We start from the raw sequence: 17,480 nt of genomic DNA on the forward strand, positions 1-17,480 counted from the left end.
AAGGGTTCAGTCGAGAAAGTACAGAGGTAGCAGAAAATGAGTGCTGAAATTGAAATTGTTTCTGATGGGGACGGTGCGCTCATTCTCGGTGACGAAAATGCTATCCAGGAGTTCTCTGCGCAATACGGACTTTCGGAATGGGCTCGCAGGGTTCCTCTTGATAGGTTTAGTCGTTGGCTGCACTTGGGAACTGAAGCGGCAAATAGGATTACACAGATTGCGCAGCAATCTGGAATGTATGTGAAGCTCACTCCCGAATCGTTAGAAGCCTTAAAAAGGCTGGCGGTTTAATGCCCACTGCGAAGAAAGGCGTGAGCCATCTGATGCTGGGCAAAACCGGCGATCACTCTATGAAGTGGCTTCAGGCTGATACCAGCACATCTGCCCTAATCGGTAATCCCGCAGTGCTTACCGGCGTGAGTGGCTTGCTAGCAAGTTTCTCTCAGCAACTTGAAGCCAAAGAACTTAACGAGTTCATGGCACGCGTAGATGCGAGGCTCGATGAAGTTCTCACGAATCAACGCAACGAGACTCTCGCAAAAATCGAAACTGCAGCGGAGCAAATTGAGGAAGCTTGCGCCTTGCTTGAATCAGATGGTGATCCGCAGACGATTTGGGAGCTTGTGCGAAGTGCAGACGGACGTATCACCACCGTACAAAATGAAGCCCTGAAGAGCCTCGGTTCTGTGGCCGATTCGGCCAAGCGAGCCGATTCAAGCAAGGAGATGAAGAAGCTTAGCCAAGAGATAGAAGGTAAAGTCAACCTCTGGTTGAGCGTGCTAGCGCGTTGTTTTGAGCTGAAAGACCAATTTAATCTCATTGAGCTTGATCACGTGATGATGACTGCCCCAAAGAAATACGATGGGCATCGCAAAGGGCTAGCCAAAAACCGACAGCGCAGACAGAACAAAGTAATTGATCAAACAAGCCAGGTTTTAGCTGCGCTTGACCAAGCTGGAGCACTTGCGGTCGGACGCACGATTATCCATCCTAATGTCGCCAAGCGCCTCGTTGAGGCTATTAACACTACTGCTGACCAGATTGAAAGCTTCCGTAAGCCACTTGGCATTGACAAAGATCATAGGATGCTAGAGCCATTGTCATGGCGTGAGGCATGGAAAGATCCCGATCAAGTCAAAGAAGCCTCGAAAACTGCTGGCAAGCTCATTGTAGTTGGTGGGGTTGGTGTCGTTATGGCACATGTAGCAAAATCTGCAGTTCTCAAAAAGGGCATCGACGTGCTCAAAGCTTTCAAATAAGCGTCATCTAGATTGCTGCTTCAGTTGCGTATCTGAAGGTGAATTCGATGGTTCCGTCGGTCTTTGCGATGGCGTGGTCGATGAGAGTATGGAAGAGATAGGGCGTGAATTCGAGGTGCGCCAGTCTAGTTTGGCGACTTCGGTCTTGTAATATTCGTAGGCTTTGAGCCTGTTTTTGCTCATCGATGATTTGGCTGGTGAGCTTCTCGTGCTGGTCGGCCAGCTTCGCGTGCCTGGTGGCTAGTGCATTGAAACTGCGTGCGTATTCGTCCTGGTTGAGTGCGCTTTTCGCATTCCGGTAGATGAGCTTGTCTATAGCGACCGCAGCAGAATCCAATTCAGCTAGGAGTTACTCGGTTTCTGCTTCAAGCGCGCTGGTATCCAACTCGGCTCGCACAGCCTGATCTGGTACTTCGTCCACCCCGGTCTGCCCGTCCAGCATCTGTTGGAGAGCAGCGGTGAATGTGGTCTTGATGGTTTCCTCGTCAAGGCTTGGGGCGGCGCATCCCCATACCCACGCTGATATACCCGCCGCAATGGCAGCACCATATCCCACGCGGATCGGTCACCTGGTCGAGAGAAGTATTCGGGTGCCAGTTTTGGCATCGGCACAGGGTTTTCACTGTATTCACGCTGATGAGTAGGTTACTTAGACGTTCATTTTGATACGAGGCTCTAGGTGGGTGCGTGAACGGCTAGGTGGGTGCAGATAATAAAGTGGACGAATATTTTTTGAAAAGAGGCAGGCTAGACACTTTCCTCATCTATTGTTTCTTATTCTCCGCGATATCCACTGAATAACTATGGTCTGGATTTCTATTGCAAACCAGTGAGGGATGACGTTTTGTAATTTCACGCGTTTTTCTGCCATCTCTATCGTGATCTATCCACTCAACAGGAGCATTTATATATTTCAACTTTCCCCCGCAAGGACAAGTGTCGCGTATTTTCTCAAGCGTCAGACGGTTCCCCTCGCCATTGATCGCCAAGTTATTGAAACCTATTGGGTGCCGAGTCTCATTCTTTGCTATTCTCCGCAACGAGAATGCCCCAGCAAAAACGATAAAAAGAACTGCAAATACAATGAGATAAAGGAACATGTTCTGGGTGTGCGCTTTCCCAGCATTTAAATTTTGAAAGACATCTCCAACGACTTTGCCAAATGCTCCTAACGACCCTAGTCCAGTAAAGAAACTTATCCAGGTTAATATAGCTTGCGTAATCGGGCTACGCCAGAGAGGAGTCACTTCATATTTGACATCTGGATTCTGACTCCTCTCTGGAAAGTTATAGATGTCACGACCCGCTTGCTGTATATTGCCAACGATTCTACTTCTTTTCATCGTCAAGGAATTCATGCTTGTCTGCCCCAGTTTCTCCCCACATTTTGGGCAGAATTTTGAATTGTCCGGGGCAGATTCATGGCAACGACTACATAACATACTTGCATGATATGCAATTCTCTATAGCTTTAGCGATTTGAATTAGTAGTTCGTCATCCAGTCTTGAGGTGAACATCTATGCTCCCGTCGTTACGCACTGTTGCGTGATCAACGAGAATGTTCCATGCTTGGTCACTGTAATCGAGGGGTGGCTGGCTGGCGAAATAGTCGCGGACTTCTATGGCTTGGGCACGGCGGCAACGAAGGTCATCAATCTGGCCGGCGATGCGCTGGTGCTCGGTTCCTAGCTGCTGATGTCGGTTTTTGAGCTCGCGGTAATAGAGTCTTAGCGCTCTTGTGGCTTCGGAGGCTCCTTGCCACCTATGCGAGCGCTATTAATCATCGACACAACGGTGGAAAGCGCAGGGACTCCCAAGAAAAGAGCTGCTAACACCGTATTCTCGTACTTAAAACCAGCGATAGCGGCCATTATAGTAAAGAGTATGGTAAGAAACACCGCCCAGCCGGTGAGATTTTTAGAGTTCTCTATCTGGGCATCGGTCAACTTATCAAGCCGCTTTGACTCGTCTAATATGCGTGCATCATTCCAAGCGACCATCTTCCCTTGGACTTGCGGACTATACTGCTTAAAATGCTCAGGAGGCGGCAAAAGACCGCGCCAAGAGTAATTTTCGCTCGCCAGGAGCTGTATTAGCGTTTCTCCTGTAATGTTTTCAAGCGGTTCGATAGGAGTTTCTGAAGGGCTGACTGTGTCCGCGCTTGGCTGTAGGTCGCTTCCAGACGCTCCCTCGACTGCATCGCTGCTTGGTCTATTCCTCTGTTCCAGTTCTCCAGACCGTAGGTTGGGAAGAGGTTCACCTTCAGCGTCTGCCTCATTGGGAAAATGCTGCTGCTCGTCATTGTCTGCCACTTCCTCTCCTTGCCTCGAAATGTCGCGCCCTGTCGCGCTTTGTCCGTTAATCCCTAGCATACCCAGCAATCAGCAAAGGCGAAACCCGAACGTCCCTAAATCTCGATACGCGAATCCATTTTCGCGGTGAGCGTTTGGTCACGCTCTATGGTGGCATGCTGATATTTCAAGGCGACTTCTACGTCTGAGTGTCCGCCGCGCTCTAAGAGTTCTGCTAGGGTTGCGCCTTGCTGCGCGAAAATAGTTAGCCCGGTGTGGCGTAGGTCGTGGAATACGAACCAGGGCATGTCGGCTTTAGCGCGTGCAACCCAAAAATATTCTCTCAGTAGGTTGTCACCTATCGGTCTGCCAGGGACGGTAGGGCTGGGGAATATAACCGCATCCGGGGCATCATCAACATATTCGCGCAGATGCTCCTTTACCATTGGAATAAGCGAGGACGGGAGCGTCACATCACGCTTGCCGGCCTTAGTTTTTAGATCGGTGTATTGGTGATGCATTTTCGAATTAACCTGCCTACGCACCTGTACCACCGCTTTACCCGGCTCATCGAGGCGTAGGAAGTCTTTACGCTGCAAACCCCTAACTTCCCCCATACGCAAAGCACACCAAGCAGCCAGATACAGCGCTAAACCGTATTTTGGGGGCATAGCCTGCGCCATGATTCTTACTTCTTCTGGTGTGGCTACTTGGCGGCGTTCTGGGTCTTTCACCGCCCCGATTACCGGCCACGAAGCCCTATCAATAGTCACCCGGTCTATCATGCCCTGCTTAGCCGCCCAGGCAAGGATCGCGTGCAGCTTAGCAAGGGCGTTAGATGCCGCGCCCGGTTGCAAGTCAGACTGAACCTTAACGCAATACTGGTTGATCACTTCCGGGGTTATTTCATATAGCCGCGTTTCCCCAAGCTGCGCTAGTGGATGCTTTATTTTTGAATCGTAGCTGTACAAAGTGGATTCTTTTCTTCCTCGCGCCCGCAGATCCTTTAGCCATTGATCGGTCACTTCCTTAACCGTAGGCGATAGCGGCGCGGTTTCTTCCGGGGTACGGAACTGTCCTGTTGTGATGTCTTTTTTGCGCTCTGTTAACCATTTCCGGGCTTCGCTTTGGGCGCGGAAGGTTTTGGATATCCGTTTTTTGGTGATTGGGTCTATGAATGATGCTGTGTAGGATTTGGTGCCGCTTTTTAGGGTGTGGGGGCGGATATAGCCGAAGCTGCTTCGTTTTGGGGTCATGGTTTTCTCCTTGGTGGGTGTCTAAGAAATTACCATTAAAATTACCATTAAAATGTTGCGCTTATCGTAGTTTTGTTTCACTTCATTGCGCTCCACTTACCCTAGTTTTACTCGGTGTGGTTGACTATTATTGCAGCTAGGAGGCTTAAAAATAAGAAAAAGCCCTGACCAACATCATGTTAGCCAGGGCGAATAGTGGAGCCGCGGGGAATCGAACCCCGGTCCAACTGATACTCCTGCATTCTTCTCCGTGCGCAGTTTGCCTGAGCTTTTTCTCAGCCTGAATCTACTTGGCAAACTAGAGATTCTATAGGCTCAGTCACTGTAAAGTGTCGCTGCAATCCCATTGACGAAAACTGCAGCCAGTGGCTCCTGAAAAACGACGCCAGGAACCGAGGTAGAAGCACCCCCGGAGCTGACGGACTTTTAAAGGCTCTGCTTAAGCAGCTAGAGCGAAGTCAGTGCGGTTATGTTTAGCACTTATTGTTTTGTGAAGGACGTTAGCGAGATGACTTCACATTCTCGGCACGCTTCTCTGCAACCAATACCAGCTGTCGAAACCGATCGACCCCTATTAAGTTGAAAAACAACCGGCGCGAACGCCACCTACAATTGTCGAAAATTTTTCCCCAATAGTCAATAGGTACGGTAATACCTCACATTTTCGAGGCCGATGACCCCCAGATCCACGAGCTCTTCAATAAAACTCTACACAGTGCGCCCCAAGAACTGAATCACCGTCTGTACCGAGCTATGCTTTCGCGCTCAGCAAATATCTGCGTCTCAGCTCCGCTAATTTCCACAGCTAGCCACGATTTTTAGCCACTTAGCCTAAGATGGAGGGTATGGATATGCGCAGCGGTTTATCAGATCCAGACAGTGGGCAGAGTGAGGGCGGCCTAGGAGTTCTGGAGCGTCCAGAAACTCGTCGGCAAGAGCCTGGCGACAAAGACCGCTACGCCCACTATGTTTCGGCGCACCGCCTAGCAGCTTCGCGGCTCACCGGACAGCCAGTAGTCGCCCTTTGCGGCAAGGTTTGGGTGCCTACCCGCGAGGTTCGTAATCACCCGATATGCCCGCGCTGTGTAGAAATCAAGAAAGAAATGGATGCCTCCGGCGGTCCCGACTGGCCATTCCGCGGCCCGGGAGGATCCCGCTAAAACCTTATTGGCAGGTATCACCGCGTACTGTCCCCAGAAAACGCCGGTTAACGATTCCTAAAATGTGAGGGCGCGAAGATCTAATACACCTAACCTCCAAGGTTCGGCGGTCTTCCGAGCCTGCTACTCAGCAATAACCGATTAGCGACGGGGCTCTGGTTTGCTACTAGGAGCCTCTACTTCGTCCTCACGCTCAGTTAAATCAATAATCTCGGTGGGAATCGCTGCTTCCCCTGCCGACAGCCTCCAGCCGGGGTAGGGGAGTTCATTACGCGCCTGCACATGGTGGTCCTGAGCATCTTGCAAAGCCTGCTTGCCAACGTAACGTGGATTAGGCTGACCATCAGTAACCAAATCAACTAACAGCGGACGGGCATTGCGGCGCTCAAACTCGACCTCAGCCTGCTGGGCGTTATCGGCCACCACTACCAACTCTGCATTAGCGTAGCCATCCTCCCCGCGAGCACGCCCCGCAAACTTGCGTCCTCCTAAAGTGGATTTAGAGGTCGAACGCTTGGCGACATCGTGAATCGAGCCATCCTCATTAACCCGCTGCACCAGTTTATATACCAAAGCGGCAGTGGGAATGCCGGAGCCAGTTACCATCTTGGTGCCCACCCCATAAGAATCAACCGGAGCCGCCCCCAGAGCGGCAATCGCATATTCGTCCAGGTCATTGGTGACCGTAATCTTGGTGCTTTGGGCATCCAGCGAATCAAGTAGCGCCCGCACCTTGAAAGCCTCCGCAACCAGGTCTCCAGAATCCAAGCGCACGCATCCAAGTTCCCCGCCGGCTTCCCGTGCCAGCTTTACTCCCCGCTTAACCGCGCGCGCAACATCGTAGGTATCCACCAGTAAAGTGGTTCCCGGCCCCAGGCTTGCCAGTTGCGCCCGGAAAGCGTCCTCTTCGCAGTCGTGAATCAAAGTGAAAGAGTGCGCCGCGGTTCCAATAGTGGGAATCCCGTAGCGCTTGCCCGCCTCCAAGCAGGAAGTTCCTCTAAAACCGGCGATATAGGAGGCGCGTGCGGCAGAAACTGCACTACGTTCATGGGTGCGTCGCGCTCCCATATCCACGCACGGCCTTCCGTGAGCCGCGATAGTCATCCGCGAGGCCGCACTAGCCACCGCACAATCGTGATTTAGAATCGACAGCAACACGGTTTCCAATAAAACACACTCGGCAAAAGTGCCTTCTACCTGCAGTAGGGGAGAGGACTCGAAGTAACATTCCCCTTCGGTGTAGCCGCGAATATTGCCCTTGAATTTATAGCTTTTCAGGTAATCCAGGCAGTCATCGCTAACTATTTTTTCCCGAGACAGGTAGTCAATCTCGTCAGCCGAAAACTGAAAACGCTCCAGGGCTTCGATAACGCGGGCATTGCCAGCCATCACCCCGAAACGACGTTCTGCCGGTAGCCGGCGACCGAATAGTTCAAAAATGGAGCCGCGATTCCAGGTGCCAGATTTCAAGGCGGCATCCACCATAGTCAGCTCGTACATATCGGTTAACAAAGAAGTGGTTACTGAAGAACTCATGGTTTCAGCATACTCAAAAACGGCTTATATTCCAGTTTTCGCCTGGTGGGCGAAAACAGGAAAACTGGGAAGTAAAAAGCGGCGCAAATAAAATCATCTTTCAAAACAGCCCAATACCCGCATGCTTTTTAATACCCTGAATATATGGTTAATCATCTGGCTTCTGACCCGGGTACCCCTGCATATCCGGGCAGTACTCGCCTAAAGCAGTGGCGGGTTACTATCTCGCGAGATCCGGTTAACCAGCCGCGTTACGTGGAACAAGTTTTAGCGAACCAGTTTTCTATGTCCGGTGAGAAAGCCCGGCGCACTCGGCTAGAGATTTTCAACCAGGGGCAAGCTGAGCTGGCCTGTGGCACCCGCGAAAGAATGGAAGCCCTGGTGCAAGCATTGCACGCTTATGGTCTGCGTGCCACCCTTAACAGACCGGACAAAAAATGAACATTTTCCGTCCCGTTCCTGGGGGATGGGCATGTCAGATAGGGGAAGTTGAGCGCGGACTATTCCTAAAAGCCATTTCCGAAGTGCGCACCCTGCTGGATCCTCCGGTATTGCCTTTCGAAATCACCACTATGCTGGGGGAGGACGATAGCGAGGGCGCGGCTAAAGATATTCATCTTTCAAACGCTTCTTTGGATCGGCTTTTGCCCCCGGGGGCGGCTGATGAGCGAACCGCACAAACTATGCGGGATTTGACTGATTCCCAGTTGCGCACCCAAAAAGCTGAGAGGCTAGACCGTCTCTATCAAATACTTTCCGAACAGACCGGTTCGACGTTGGTGATAAAAAGTGGGCAAGAGTGGGATTGGTTGGGGGGAATTAACGATGTGCGTCTTGCCATATCTGGCAAGCTGAGTCCCGAATACTTAAACGCCGAATCTCAACCAGATAGACAACTGTCTAAGCAGGTAAACCCCAAAACTGGGAATGAAAAATTTGAGGAAGCTCTGGTTTCTTCCTTCTATGAGTGGCTCTCTGGGTGGCAAGATTCACTCTTGCAGGCGATAGATAGCTGGCCGCAGCCTAGTTAGGCTGTTTTTGTGACTAATGAATCTGCTATCGGTATTTTCGACTCAGGAGTCGGAGGATTGACGGTAGCGCGCGCAGTTTTAGATGTGTTGCCGCGCGAAGAAATCCGTTATGTGGGGGACACTGCCCACACTCCCTACGGGGAAAAAAATCTCGACACCGTACGCCAGTATTCCCTATCTATTATGGATTCCCTGGTGGAATCAGGGGTGAAGATGCTGGTTATCGCGTGCAACACCGCCTCGTGTGCAGTATTGGATCAGGCGCGACTTCGTTACCAAGAAGAGCAGGGGATACCGGTAATTGAAGTGGTACAGCCGGCAGTAGAACGTGCGGTTACCCGTTCGCGTAACGGCAAGATTGGGGTTATCGGTACCCGAGCCACGATTGAATCCGGGGTTTATCAGCGTAAACTCTCTCGCATGGGAGCGGAGGTTTTCACTCAAGCCTGTCCGCGTTTCGTAGAGTTCGCAGAGGATGGTATCACCGCTTCGCAAGAATTATTTGACGTTACCGAGGAATATCTAACCCCCTTGAAAGCAGCGGGAATAGATACTTTAGTACTCGGTTGCACCCACTATCCACTTCTGGAAGGACCGATTTCCTATTTCATGGGAGAAAACGTGTCCCTGATTTCTTCATCCTCGGCAGCGGCGCGAAAAGTTTATGGGGAACTGGTAGACGCGAAAATGCTGCGTCCTTTCGGGGCAGAAAAAGCTAATCATCACTTTATTTGTACCGAAGCTAAAGATAGTTTTACCGCCCTTGCCTCTCGAATAATGGGGGCAAACTTCAACGGAATTAAAGAGGAGGAAATCACTCAATGAAAGTGACAGTGGTAGGGGTAACTGGCTCCATGTCCGGACCCGCCTCCCCAGCTTCTTGCTATCTGGTGCAGGCGGAAGGAACTGATTCCCTAGGGCTTCCCCACACCTACTCGGTGGTTTTTGATTTAGGACCGGGTTCTTTTGGGCAGCTTTGGAACTATACGGATCCCACGCAACTGGACGCGGTGGTGCTCTCGCATCTGCACGCCGATCACTGTTCAGATATTGTGTCTATGCAGGTACACCGACGTTGGAATCCCCGCGGTTCCCTCGGTCCCATCCCGGTGTATGCGCCCAAGGGAGTCAAGGATCGGGTGCGCGGCCTTGACGGTTTCAGTCCCCGCGATGACTTTAGCGGCGAGTTCGATTTTCACCATCTAAAGCAGGGACGGGCTTTTGATGTCGGTCCCTTGCAGATTAAACCGTTTGCCGCATGGCACTCTGTTCCTGCGTTTTCTTTACGGGTTACTGGTCCTGGTAAAAACGGTCAGGCAGTTTTCACCTACTCGGGAGATTCGGACGAGTGCGATACCTTGGTGCAAGCCGCCGCTAACTCGGATCTATTCCTCTCTGAATGTGGGTTTACCAGGGAAGACGAAGTGCGTGGTATCCACATGTCGGGCGATCGTGCCGGGCGAGTAGCCCAAAATTCGGGAACTAAGAAACTGGTACTCACCCATATTCAGCCCTGGACTGACCCGGACATCCCCCTTAGGGAAGCGAAAACTACCTGGCGAGGCGACCTAGAAATCGCCCGCTCGGGAATGTGCTTCGAACTTTAAGTTTCGTCCACAAAGGACGCGTTTAGGGGCGCGCCTGAGCTGGAGTAACCTGACCTCCAAGCTCGATAGTGGCCGCGATTGCAGGAGCAAGGGCGCGGAAGGCTTTGCCCCGATGCGAAAGGCTGTTCTTTTCTTCCGGGCTGAGCTCCGCGTTAGTGAGCTGCTGCCCTGTGGCTAGGAAAATCGGATCGTAACCAAAGCCGCCCTTCCCGCGCGGGGCATAAAGCAGTTTCCCACTCATTTTCCCTAGGCAGTGTCGCTCTAAACCTGCTGGTGACACCAGTACCGCCGCACAAACAAAGCTGGCTCCTCGGTTTTCTTCGGGAACATCGCGCAGTTGGTCAAGCAATAACTGCAGGTTTGCCCGGTCGTCACCGTGATGCCCGCACCAGCGCGCCGAGAAAATCCCGGGCGCGCCTCCCATAATGTCTACGCATAGTCCCGAGTCGTCCGCGACTGTGGGTAGCCCGGTTCTTTGCGCCACTAAACGTGCCTTAATCAGGGCATTTTCAGTGAAACTTACCCCATCCTCAACCGGTTCTTCGATTCCTAATCCGCCTGCCCCCACAATCATCTCCGAAGAAAATCCGGGGATTAGGGGAGAGAGAATCTCGGCTAGTTCGCGCACTTTATGAGGGTTATGGGTGGCCAGAATCAAGCGTGCCCCTGCTGGTATCTTCATGAAAGCGCCTCCGCCTGGACAGCAGAAATTTCTTGGGTACCTTTATCTGCCAGCCGCAGCAGTTCATCTAGCTGGGGGCGGTTGAAAGTTTGCCCCTCGGCGGTGCCTTGGATTTCCACGAAATTGCCCGAGCCGGTCGCCACGATATTCATATCTACATCGGCACGCGAATCCTCTTCGTAAGGCAAATCTAGCAGGGCGTTTCCCTCAACAAAACCAACCGAGACCGCACATAACGAATCCGAGAGTACTTTGCCAGGGCGAATCCACCCTTTTTCTTGCCCCACTTTAATCGCATCTACCAAAGCCACATAAGCGCCGGTAATCGAAGTGGTGCGGGTGCCGCCATCAGCGCTGAGAACATCGCAGTCCAGTACGATAGTGTTTTCCCCCAGGGCGCTCATATCTACGATCGAGCGCAGGGAGCGTCCGATTAACCGGGAGATTTCGTGGGTGCGTCCTCCGATTTTTCCGCGTACCGATTCCCGTCCCGAACGGGTAGAGGTGGCGCGCGGCAACATCGCATACTCGGCAGTTACCCATCCCAGGCCGGAATCTTGCCGCCAGCGCGGCACCCCTTGGGTCAGGGAAGCATTGCAGAGGACGCGGGTATTTCCACAGTCAATCAGCACGGAGCCTTCTGCTTGCTTTGCCCATCCTCGGGTGATTTTTAACGGTCGCATCTGGTCAAAAGCACGCCCATCGGCGCGCACAAACTTTTCACTATTCACGTTGACGATTATATGTTGCGAGCCGATTTCAGCGGCATTTATATATTCCAGTCGGCTCCCAGCGATAAAGTCGGCTCTAGTTTTTACAAAAAAGTTCCGCAGTGATTTAGCGACTTATTAGGGAAAATAGCACCTAGATGATTGGGGTAATCAGGTAGCAGATGCCGCATAGGCGTAAAGCCGATAGATTAGGGAATATGGACACTCCCGCACTCTCGCGTTTTCGCATCGATCTCGACACCGGGGGACGCCAGTTTGTACACGTACCCAGTTTGCTGCGGGAAAGTGCCACGGAAGTTTTTGCGGTCGCTGATCGCCGCCGGGTGCTGCTACCCCTTACCGCGGGAGTTAGCGCTGGCCCGGAAATGGCTGCTTCCCGATCCCACGTGGATGCCCCCGCAGGTAGCGGACGTCTCTACCGTCTAGGCAGCGCGGAAAGGCAAATGTTAGGACAAATCGCGTCCTGGGATCAGCGATATCAAGCCGGTAAAGCCTGGTATCTAGGCAGAGTAGGTGCTACTAGCCGGGTGGTTCTGTTTATTAGCGACCATGAACTGGCAGGAATCGCCGAACACACCACTAATTCCCTAGGGCTAATCCCGCTGCGACAAGTTGGGGCGTTCCTAAGGGGCGAGGACGCAGCAATCGCCACACATGCGGTTTGCCTAGCGGTGTGGCACGGCGGCACCAGCTATTGTTCGCGTTGCGGGGCGGCTCTTAGGGTGGCGGCCGGCGGGTGGGAACTGCACTGCCCGGGATGCTCTAACATTGTGTACCCGCGCCAAGATCCCTCGGTTATTGTAGCTATCTGCGATGAGTCTGACCGGCTGCTATTGGCGCACAATACCGCTTGGGAAAGCGACTTTTATTCTTTGATTGCCGGATATTTAGAAACCGGCGAATCCCTAGAAGCGGCTGTTCACCGCGAAATTGAGGAAGAAGTAGGACTAGAAGTTGATGAAGTTACTTACCTGACCTCTCAGCCATGGCCGTATCCTCGCTCGTTAATGTTGGGATTTTTTGCGCGTGCGCGAAACCCCTATTTTCGGTTGGATGAAACCGAAATCGACCGCGCTCTCTGGGTAACTCGCACAGAGTTTATGGAGCTAGTGGCGGGAAAAGAAATTAGTCCTCCCGGGCCGGCCACCATTGCCGCTAATCTGATTGAAAAGTGGCTGGGGCAACCAATCGTTCGTCCTGAAGACCGTAACCTTTAAGGTAATTAATGTGGAGCAGGCAGAAGAACTACTAAAGCATTTAGATCCCGATCAGGCAAGCGCTTCCCGCGCTTTGCGAGGACCAGTATGTATTCGGGCGGGGGCGGGTACCGGTAAAACCCGGGCAATCACCTATCGCATTGCCTACGGGGTGCGCAGTGGCGTCTACACTCCTACCTCAGTATTAGCGGTTACTTTTACGGTGCGGGCGGCTGCGGAAATGGCTGCCAGGCTACGCGCCCTCGGAGTCGAGGGGGTGCAGGCGCGTACTTTTCACTCCGCAGCTTTGCGGCAGCTGAGATATTTTTGGCCCACTGCCGTCGGTGGCGAGTTACCGAAAATCATGAAAACTAAATCTTCCCTGGTGGGGGCAGTGGCCTCGCGTCTGGGGTTGCCGCATGATCGAGCAGCCTTGCGCGACTATGCGGCAGCGATTGAAATGGCCGCGGTGAGTATGGTTGACCCTGATAACTACGGCAAGTGGGCAAAGAGCGGAGGCTGGCAACCCCCGGCAGGGATTTCCACCTACGATATGGCCGATATTATGCGCGGATACGCCGAAGCGAAACGGGAACGTTCCGTGATTGATTTCGAAGATGTACTCGCTTTGACCTGCGGGATGATTGAGGAACGTCCCGATATTGCCCAGCAGATTCGCTCCCAATATCGTTTTTTTGTAGTTGATGAGTATCAAGATATTTCTCCGCTGCAAAAGCACCTGCTAGAACTCTGGCTGGGACCGAGGAATCGGGATCTTTGCGTAGTCGGGGACGCGGCACAAACCATTTATTCTTTCGCCGGAGCCAGCCCGCAGTATTTAGGCAATTTCGCCAAGGAATATGCCGGAGCCCAAGTGGTGACGCTTTCTCGAGACTATCGCTCTACTCCGCAAATAGTTTCTTTAGCTAACGGCATCGTTACCCGCGATAAAGAAACTAAAAAGCAGGCGGTACGGCTCACTTCCATGCGCGAATCTGGGAAAGCGGTGCGTTTTGACCGTTACCTGGATGACGAGGACGAGGCGCGCGCGGTTGCAAAAATGATTAAGGAACGAATCGAAGCTGGTACCCGCCCTAGCGAAATTGCGGTGTTATTTCGGACTAACGCGCAGTCCAGCCAATTTGAGGCGGCTTTGGCGCATCTGGAAGTGAAATATTGCGTGCGCGGAGCCGAAAGTTTTTTCAAACGTCCCGAAGTTTCTGCCCTGGTGAAACAGGCACACGCGCTTGCGCGGCGGGGAGCTAAAGGGGATATTGGGGAAATCGTGACTGAACTAGCCCGTCCGCTGGGATGGTCGCAGCAGGCGCCCCCCACTCAAGGGGCAATCTTGGAGCGTTGGGAAGCCCTAAATTCCCTGGTAGAACAGGCACAGCTCAAACAGGCGGCGGGATTATCTCTGGAGTCTTTAGTGCGCGAGTGGCAAGAACTAGCAGAGGCAGAGTTAGATCCCTCGGGCGGGGGAGTCACCTTGGCCTCTATCCATTCCGCGAAAGGCTTGGAATGGAAAACTGTTTTCTTAGCGGGAGTAAGCGAGGGGTTACTGCCTATTGCCCAGGCGAAATCCCCTAAAGACCTGGCAGAAGAGCGGCGCCTTGCTTATGTGGCAGTTACCCGCGCGCGCGATGAACTCTTTGTTAGTTACGGGGCAAAACGCTCTGTAGATCGCAAGGCTACCCGTGCCTGCTCGCGGTTCTTCTCTCCGGTTTGGCCGCGAAAGACTTCGGCAGTGAAAGCTACGCGCAGCCCCCAGGCGCGCGGGGAAACTAAACGTTTCTTGCTTGCAGCCAGCCCGGAGGAACAAGAACTTTTTGAGCACTTGCGGCACTGGAGACTAGAACTGGCTAAAGGGCTGGATAAACCGGCCTATACGGTGCTTTCGGATACTACTTTGCGCGATATTGCCACGGTAGCTCCCAAGAATCTCAAGCAGCTTTCACTGCTGAGAGGGATTGGACCGGTAAAACTAGAGAAGTTTGGGGCGGCAATTTTGAGAATCATTGGCGGGGCAGATCCACTGCAGGTTGCCGGGGAGAACCTGAAGATTCTAGAAAATTAGCAGCTTACGCAGCCACACTGCGGATGTGGTAGCCATTGACGTACCTGCGGCAAGGGGTCGGCGGGATTGAAAACCCAAGAGGCTCCTACTAAGGAGACTGGCAGACCAGCTAGATAGCTTAAAATCTCTCTAACCGCGAAAGCAGTGGCATATTCGGATAAAGAAGTATCTGCCATTACCGGATCGCTGCCGGTCAGTTGGGCAGCCAGCTGCGGCCACTCTGGATCCACGTCGCGTTTCGCTAAATGTTGGCAGTGAAGGCAACAGGTACGCCCGGGAATAAACAGGGGGCCGACCTCGATTTCGGTTTCCCGTTTAATAATCGGCAGATGAGGTAGCCCCTGCTTGATGCAGGCTTCTGCCCACGTCGGATTCGTCAGATAGGAACAGATTGCGATTTCTAAGGTAACTGACCGGTTAGGCAGCTGCTTATTTACCCCTAGCAGCAAGGGGGCGACATCTTGGCGAACTGCGCCCAACTGCCCATCACTGTAAACACACAGGTCACGGGTTTTAACTTGCTCGTGATCGCGTAAAATTAAAGATTTTATCCCGCAGGCTACTAGCTTGCGGGATAGGGAAATTCCTAAGGGTCCCAATCCGCTGATTCCGATTAAGGCTTCTTTGCGGGCTTTAATCGGGGCATCTGAACCGTAGAGGTGGAAGGCACAGGCGCAGTCCCCATCCGGTACCTGATGTTTCGCGGTCAGACCCCCATCGGAGAGTACCTTTAGGATTTCAGCGACTTCTTTCTTGTTTTCGGGGAAGCGACGCTCGAGGTGAGAGTTGTACCAATTTTGTTTCTCGAATATCCATTTCAAAATGGCTATATGGGCGGGAGTTAGTCCCTTCACTAGGAATCCGTTACGTTCTCCGGTGCCGAATTGGGCTTTTCCTCCGGATCGTAGCAACAATACTGAGCCGTTTATTAAGCGCATAAAAAGAAGCATCCCAGGGGATCGCTCTCAAAACTAGAGTGATTTTGAAACTGTGGATAACCTATTTTAAACCTATATTTAGCTGCTAACTCGTTGGGTAATCGTTTCCATTAAGACTGATCTGTGGTTGATGAATCTGGAGCAGTGTCCTCAGGAGGAGTTTTTCCGTCCTCACTTAGGTCGTGGGGGTGAGGATTGCCCATCATCTGATCACCTTGAGAATCAACTTCCGGGGTTAGTCCTTGCGCCCAACCTAAAGTTCCAGAAAGCAACGAATCCAGATCCTGGTCTACCTGGTCTTTTTCTGGTTCTTTCCCACTGTTTGCTACGAAATTTTCCGGGTCAGTTAAGTCTTGCAAAGTTGGAATCATATCCGGGTGTGACCAGAGTTGGTCGCGTTTTTCCATCCCTTGCTGGCTGAGCAGCGTGGACCAAAGATTTGCGGCCTGCCGAGAATACTTGGGGCTAAGCTCCATTCCAATCAGTGGCTTTAGCACCTTCTCGATCGGGGAAGTAGTGGCTCGGCGCCGCCGCATTAACTCGCGTAGCTGAATTACGTGTTCCAGGTTAGGCATACACGCTCGAGTGGAAACTTCATCCACCCAGCCTTCAATCAACGCCAATACGGTTTGTAAATCTTCCATCGCTTGGCGCTGGGTGTCAGTTTCTTCAGCTGCAAAAATATCGGCGGGAATTCCGATTCCCAGATTGGAAGGGTCGAAGTTTCCCAGTGGGAAACCAATCATCCCTTCCCCCTCGCCAAATTGTTCTTGAAGACGGTCTTGTAAATCTCTTACCGAACGATCAATCGCGTCTCCATCGACCCGAATCTCTTGCGCATAGCGACCAATAAGTTGCGATAACTTGTGGCGCAGCCAGGGGACCGAATGGAAAAGTCGGGCATGAGCGGCTTCACGCACCGCAAGATATTGACCGACTTCGCCTTCTGAAATATCTAGATCCTTCGCAAAGGCTGCGATATTTACCGGTACCAACCCCATGATTTGTTCCTTAGCCAGGGGAATACCGATGTCAGTAGAGCCAAAAGCGGCCTGGGCGATTTGCCCCATGGCCTGCCCAATCTGTACTGCAAAGAGTCCGGCTGCCAGGTTTTTTAGTAAAGAATCGGGATCCATAGGACCGAGAATCTGCCCAACTCCCGGGATAGCGGCCGAAGCCTTCATCTCTTCAGTATCAATGCCTTGGCGCTCCAATTGTTCCCCGATGGCCTCGGTAAACGCCCGCACAACGTTTGCGATCACCGGCTCGGTGAGACGCTGCCATGCCGGCAAAGTCGCCTGTATCCATTCTTGGGGAGTCCAGGCTACTCGAGTGGTGGCAGTCGGGCTCAAAGTAGTGACCGTATCTAGCCATAAATCTGCTACCGAAAGTTGTTCACGAATCTTTTGCGCTTGGGCAGCGCTGGTGGGGGCACTACTGGGGAGGCGGGAAGCAGCAACTTCCGTAGCTGCCTGCCAGTTAACGGCGCCCTCGCGGGGAGCGAAGAAGTGTTTTAACTGACTGGCAGGATTAGAGGTGCCAGCAGGGAAGGGGAACGGAATCGTGCCGCCCGCGAGTTTTTCGGGGTCGATGCCATGCTCTTGTAGCTGGCGGTAGGCGTCCTCGGCAGCCTCTTCCCCCAGCATTTGTTTAAGCATCTGGAACCATTCCGGTCGCTGCTCATCGCCGCTATGCTCCTGCAAGTGCTGCACACC

19 protein-coding genes, 1 other RNA gene and 1 pseudogene are annotated in these 17,480 nt (G+C 52.6%); 9 read left to right on the forward strand and 12 right to left on the reverse strand.

Annotated elements, in window-relative coordinates; all coding sequences use genetic code 11:
* Nucleotides 1-36 precede the first annotated feature (36 nt).
* A complete protein-coding gene (locus BQ5456_RS09555; RefSeq protein ID WP_071129767.1) occupies nucleotides 37-291 on the forward strand; it encodes a hypothetical protein in 255 nt (84 codons plus the stop codon).
* Nucleotides 291-1,259: a hypothetical protein gene (locus BQ5456_RS09560; RefSeq protein ID WP_071129768.1), complete on the forward strand. Its 969-nt coding sequence runs from the start codon at nucleotides 291-293 to the stop codon at nucleotides 1,257-1,259. The genes BQ5456_RS09555 and BQ5456_RS09560 overlap by 1 nt, the downstream gene beginning before the upstream one ends.
* A gap of 7 nt (nucleotides 1,260-1,266) precedes the next feature.
* Here the strand turns inward: BQ5456_RS09560 and BQ5456_RS09565 are convergent, their stop codons facing one another.
* The 7 genes and pseudogenes from BQ5456_RS09565 to ssrA all read right to left on the reverse strand — a co-directional run bounded on the left by BQ5456_RS09565 (nucleotide 1,267) and on the right by ssrA (nucleotide 5,379).
* Nucleotides 1,267-1,596, reverse strand: a complete 330-nt coding sequence (locus tag BQ5456_RS09565) for a hypothetical protein (protein ID WP_071129769.1) — start codon at nucleotides 1,594-1,596, stop codon at nucleotides 1,267-1,269.
* 12 nt (nucleotides 1,597-1,608) lie between these two features.
* Nucleotides 1,609-1,815, reverse strand: coding sequence for a hypothetical protein (locus BQ5456_RS09570; RefSeq protein WP_071129770.1), 207 nt, complete (start codon nucleotides 1,813-1,815; stop codon nucleotides 1,609-1,611).
* 208 nt (nucleotides 1,816-2,023) lie between these two features.
* Nucleotides 2,024-2,617 (reverse strand): hypothetical protein, encoded by a 594-nt coding sequence (locus tag BQ5456_RS09575; protein ID WP_071129771.1) that lies wholly within the window; start codon nucleotides 2,615-2,617, stop codon nucleotides 2,024-2,026.
* An 18-nt stretch (nucleotides 2,618-2,635) separates the two neighbouring features.
* Nucleotides 2,636-2,701: pseudogene (locus tag BQ5456_RS10750) on the reverse strand (zinc-ribbon domain-containing protein); the annotation flags it as partial.
* Nucleotides 2,702-2,987: 286 nt separating this feature from the next.
* Nucleotides 2,988-3,572: a hypothetical protein gene (locus BQ5456_RS09580; protein WP_071129772.1), complete on the reverse strand. Its 585-nt coding sequence runs from the start codon at nucleotides 3,570-3,572 to the stop codon at nucleotides 2,988-2,990.
* Between the two features lie 95 nt (nucleotides 3,573-3,667).
* Nucleotides 3,668-4,807: a site-specific integrase gene (locus BQ5456_RS09585; RefSeq protein ID WP_071129773.1), complete on the reverse strand. Its 1,140-nt coding sequence runs from the start codon at nucleotides 4,805-4,807 to the stop codon at nucleotides 3,668-3,670.
* 193 nt (nucleotides 4,808-5,000) lie between these two features.
* Nucleotides 5,001-5,379: a transfer-messenger RNA gene (ssrA, locus tag BQ5456_RS09590) on the reverse strand.
* 273 nt (nucleotides 5,380-5,652) lie between these two features.
* On the opposite strand from ssrA, the gene BQ5456_RS09595 reads away from it, so the two are divergent.
* Nucleotides 5,653-5,967, forward strand: coding sequence for a DUF3039 domain-containing protein (locus BQ5456_RS09595; protein WP_235858573.1), 315 nt, complete (start codon nucleotides 5,653-5,655; stop codon nucleotides 5,965-5,967).
* 141 nt (nucleotides 5,968-6,108) lie between these two features.
* On the opposite strand, the gene BQ5456_RS09600 is transcribed toward BQ5456_RS09595, so the two are convergent.
* Nucleotides 6,109-7,503: a nicotinate phosphoribosyltransferase gene (locus BQ5456_RS09600; protein WP_071129775.1), complete on the reverse strand. Its 1,395-nt coding sequence runs from the start codon at nucleotides 7,501-7,503 to the stop codon at nucleotides 6,109-6,111.
* Nucleotides 7,504-7,647: 144 nt separating this feature from the next.
* On the opposite strand from BQ5456_RS09600, the gene BQ5456_RS09605 reads away from it, so the two are divergent.
* Genes BQ5456_RS09605 through BQ5456_RS09620 form a run of 4 tightly spaced genes read left to right on the forward strand, consistent with a single transcriptional unit; the run spans nucleotide 7,648 to nucleotide 10,141 of the window.
* Nucleotides 7,648-7,944: an ATP-dependent Clp protease adaptor ClpS gene (locus BQ5456_RS09605; protein WP_071129776.1), complete on the forward strand. Its 297-nt coding sequence runs from the start codon at nucleotides 7,648-7,650 to the stop codon at nucleotides 7,942-7,944.
* Nucleotides 7,941-8,534 carry a DUF2017 family protein gene (locus BQ5456_RS09610; RefSeq protein WP_071129777.1) on the forward strand — a complete coding sequence of 198 codons (594 nt, stop codon included), beginning with the start codon at nucleotides 7,941-7,943 and terminating at the stop codon, nucleotides 8,532-8,534. The genes BQ5456_RS09605 and BQ5456_RS09610 overlap by 4 nt, the downstream gene beginning before the upstream one ends.
* 9 nt (nucleotides 8,535-8,543) lie before the next feature.
* The gene (gene murI / locus BQ5456_RS09615) at nucleotides 8,544-9,359 is read left to right on the forward strand and encodes a glutamate racemase (protein ID WP_071129778.1); all 816 of its coding nucleotides are present in this window, start codon (nucleotides 8,544-8,546) and stop codon (nucleotides 9,357-9,359) included.
* Entirely contained in the window at nucleotides 9,356-10,141 is a 786-nt protein-coding gene (locus BQ5456_RS09620; RefSeq protein ID WP_071129779.1) for an MBL fold metallo-hydrolase, read from the forward strand. The genes murI and BQ5456_RS09620 overlap by 4 nt, the downstream gene beginning before the upstream one ends.
* A 22-nt stretch (nucleotides 10,142-10,163) precedes the next feature.
* Here the strand turns inward: BQ5456_RS09620 and rdgB are convergent, their stop codons facing one another.
* Together rdgB and rph are read right to left on the reverse strand one after the other, a co-directional pair.
* A complete protein-coding gene (rdgB, locus tag BQ5456_RS09625; RefSeq protein ID WP_071129780.1) occupies nucleotides 10,164-10,823 on the reverse strand; it encodes an RdgB/HAM1 family non-canonical purine NTP pyrophosphatase in 660 nt (219 codons plus the stop codon).
* Nucleotides 10,820-11,554, reverse strand: a complete 735-nt coding sequence (gene rph / locus BQ5456_RS09630) for a ribonuclease PH (protein WP_288816333.1) — start codon at nucleotides 11,552-11,554, stop codon at nucleotides 10,820-10,822. Before rph ends, rdgB begins: the two co-directional genes overlap by 4 nt.
* Nucleotides 11,555-11,715: 161 nt before the next feature.
* On the opposite strand from rph, the gene nudC reads away from it, so the two are divergent.
* Both nudC and BQ5456_RS09640 read left to right on the forward strand, forming a co-directional pair.
* The gene (gene nudC, locus BQ5456_RS09635) at nucleotides 11,716-12,771 is read left to right on the forward strand and encodes an NAD(+) diphosphatase (protein ID WP_083378472.1); all 1,056 of its coding nucleotides are present in this window, start codon (nucleotides 11,716-11,718) and stop codon (nucleotides 12,769-12,771) included.
* Nucleotides 12,772-12,781: 10 nt separating this feature from the next.
* Complete coding sequence (locus BQ5456_RS09640; protein ID WP_083378473.1) at nucleotides 12,782-14,827, forward strand: ATP-dependent DNA helicase UvrD2; 2,046 nt, start codon at nucleotides 12,782-12,784, stop codon at nucleotides 14,825-14,827.
* On the opposite strand, the gene BQ5456_RS09645 is transcribed toward BQ5456_RS09640, so the two are convergent.
* Both BQ5456_RS09645 and BQ5456_RS09650 read right to left on the reverse strand, forming a co-directional pair.
* Nucleotides 14,824-15,765, reverse strand: a complete 942-nt coding sequence (locus BQ5456_RS09645; RefSeq protein ID WP_071129782.1) for a hypothetical protein — start codon at nucleotides 15,763-15,765, stop codon at nucleotides 14,824-14,826. The two genes, BQ5456_RS09640 and BQ5456_RS09645, sit on opposite strands and share 4 nt — an antisense overlap.
* Before the next feature lie 110 nt (nucleotides 15,766-15,875).
* Entirely contained in the window at nucleotides 15,876-17,477 is a 1,602-nt protein-coding gene (locus BQ5456_RS09650) for a zinc-dependent metalloprotease (RefSeq protein ID WP_071129783.1), read from the reverse strand.
* Nucleotides 17,478-17,480 lie beyond the last annotated feature (3 nt).

Origin of the sequence: Varibaculum massiliense (assembly GCF_900106855.1) — a bacterium.
Classification (GTDB): Bacteria; Actinomycetota; Actinomycetes; order Actinomycetales; family Actinomycetaceae; genus Varibaculum; species Varibaculum massiliense.

Bases quoted from the DNA above. Each gene is read 5' to 3' on its own strand.
- BQ5456_RS09560 (WP_071129768.1), top strand. From the start codon at position 291: ATGCCCACTGCGAAGAAAGGCGTGAGCCATCTGATGCTGGGCAAAACC.
- BQ5456_RS09620 (WP_071129779.1), top strand. From the start codon at position 9,356: ATGAAAGTGACAGTGGTAGGGGTAACTGGCTCCATGTCCGGACCCGCC.
- BQ5456_RS09555 (WP_071129767.1), top strand. From the start codon at position 37: ATGAGTGCTGAAATTGAAATTGTTTCTGATGGGGACGGTGCGCTCATT.
- BQ5456_RS09595 (WP_235858573.1), top strand. From the start codon at position 5,653: ATGGATATGCGCAGCGGTTTATCAGATCCAGACAGTGGGCAGAGTGAG.
- BQ5456_RS09610 (WP_071129777.1), top strand. From the start codon at position 7,941: ATGAACATTTTCCGTCCCGTTCCTGGGGGATGGGCATGTCAGATAGGG.
- rdgB (WP_071129780.1), bottom strand. From the start codon at position 10,823: ATGAAGATACCAGCAGGGGCACGCTTGATTCTGGCCACCCATAACCCT.
- nudC (WP_083378472.1), top strand. From the start codon at position 11,716: ATGCCGCATAGGCGTAAAGCCGATAGATTAGGGAATATGGACACTCCC.
- BQ5456_RS09645 (WP_071129782.1), bottom strand. From the start codon at position 15,765: ATGCGCTTAATAAACGGCTCAGTATTGTTGCTACGATCCGGAGGAAAA.
- BQ5456_RS09575 (WP_071129771.1), bottom strand. From the start codon at position 2,617: ATGAATTCCTTGACGATGAAAAGAAGTAGAATCGTTGGCAATATACAG.
- BQ5456_RS09585 (WP_071129773.1), bottom strand. From the start codon at position 4,807: ATGACCCCAAAACGAAGCAGCTTCGGCTATATCCGCCCCCACACCCTA.
- BQ5456_RS09600 (WP_071129775.1), bottom strand. From the start codon at position 7,503: ATGAGTTCTTCAGTAACCACTTCTTTGTTAACCGATATGTACGAGCTG.
- BQ5456_RS09605 (WP_071129776.1), top strand. From the start codon at position 7,648: ATGGTTAATCATCTGGCTTCTGACCCGGGTACCCCTGCATATCCGGGC.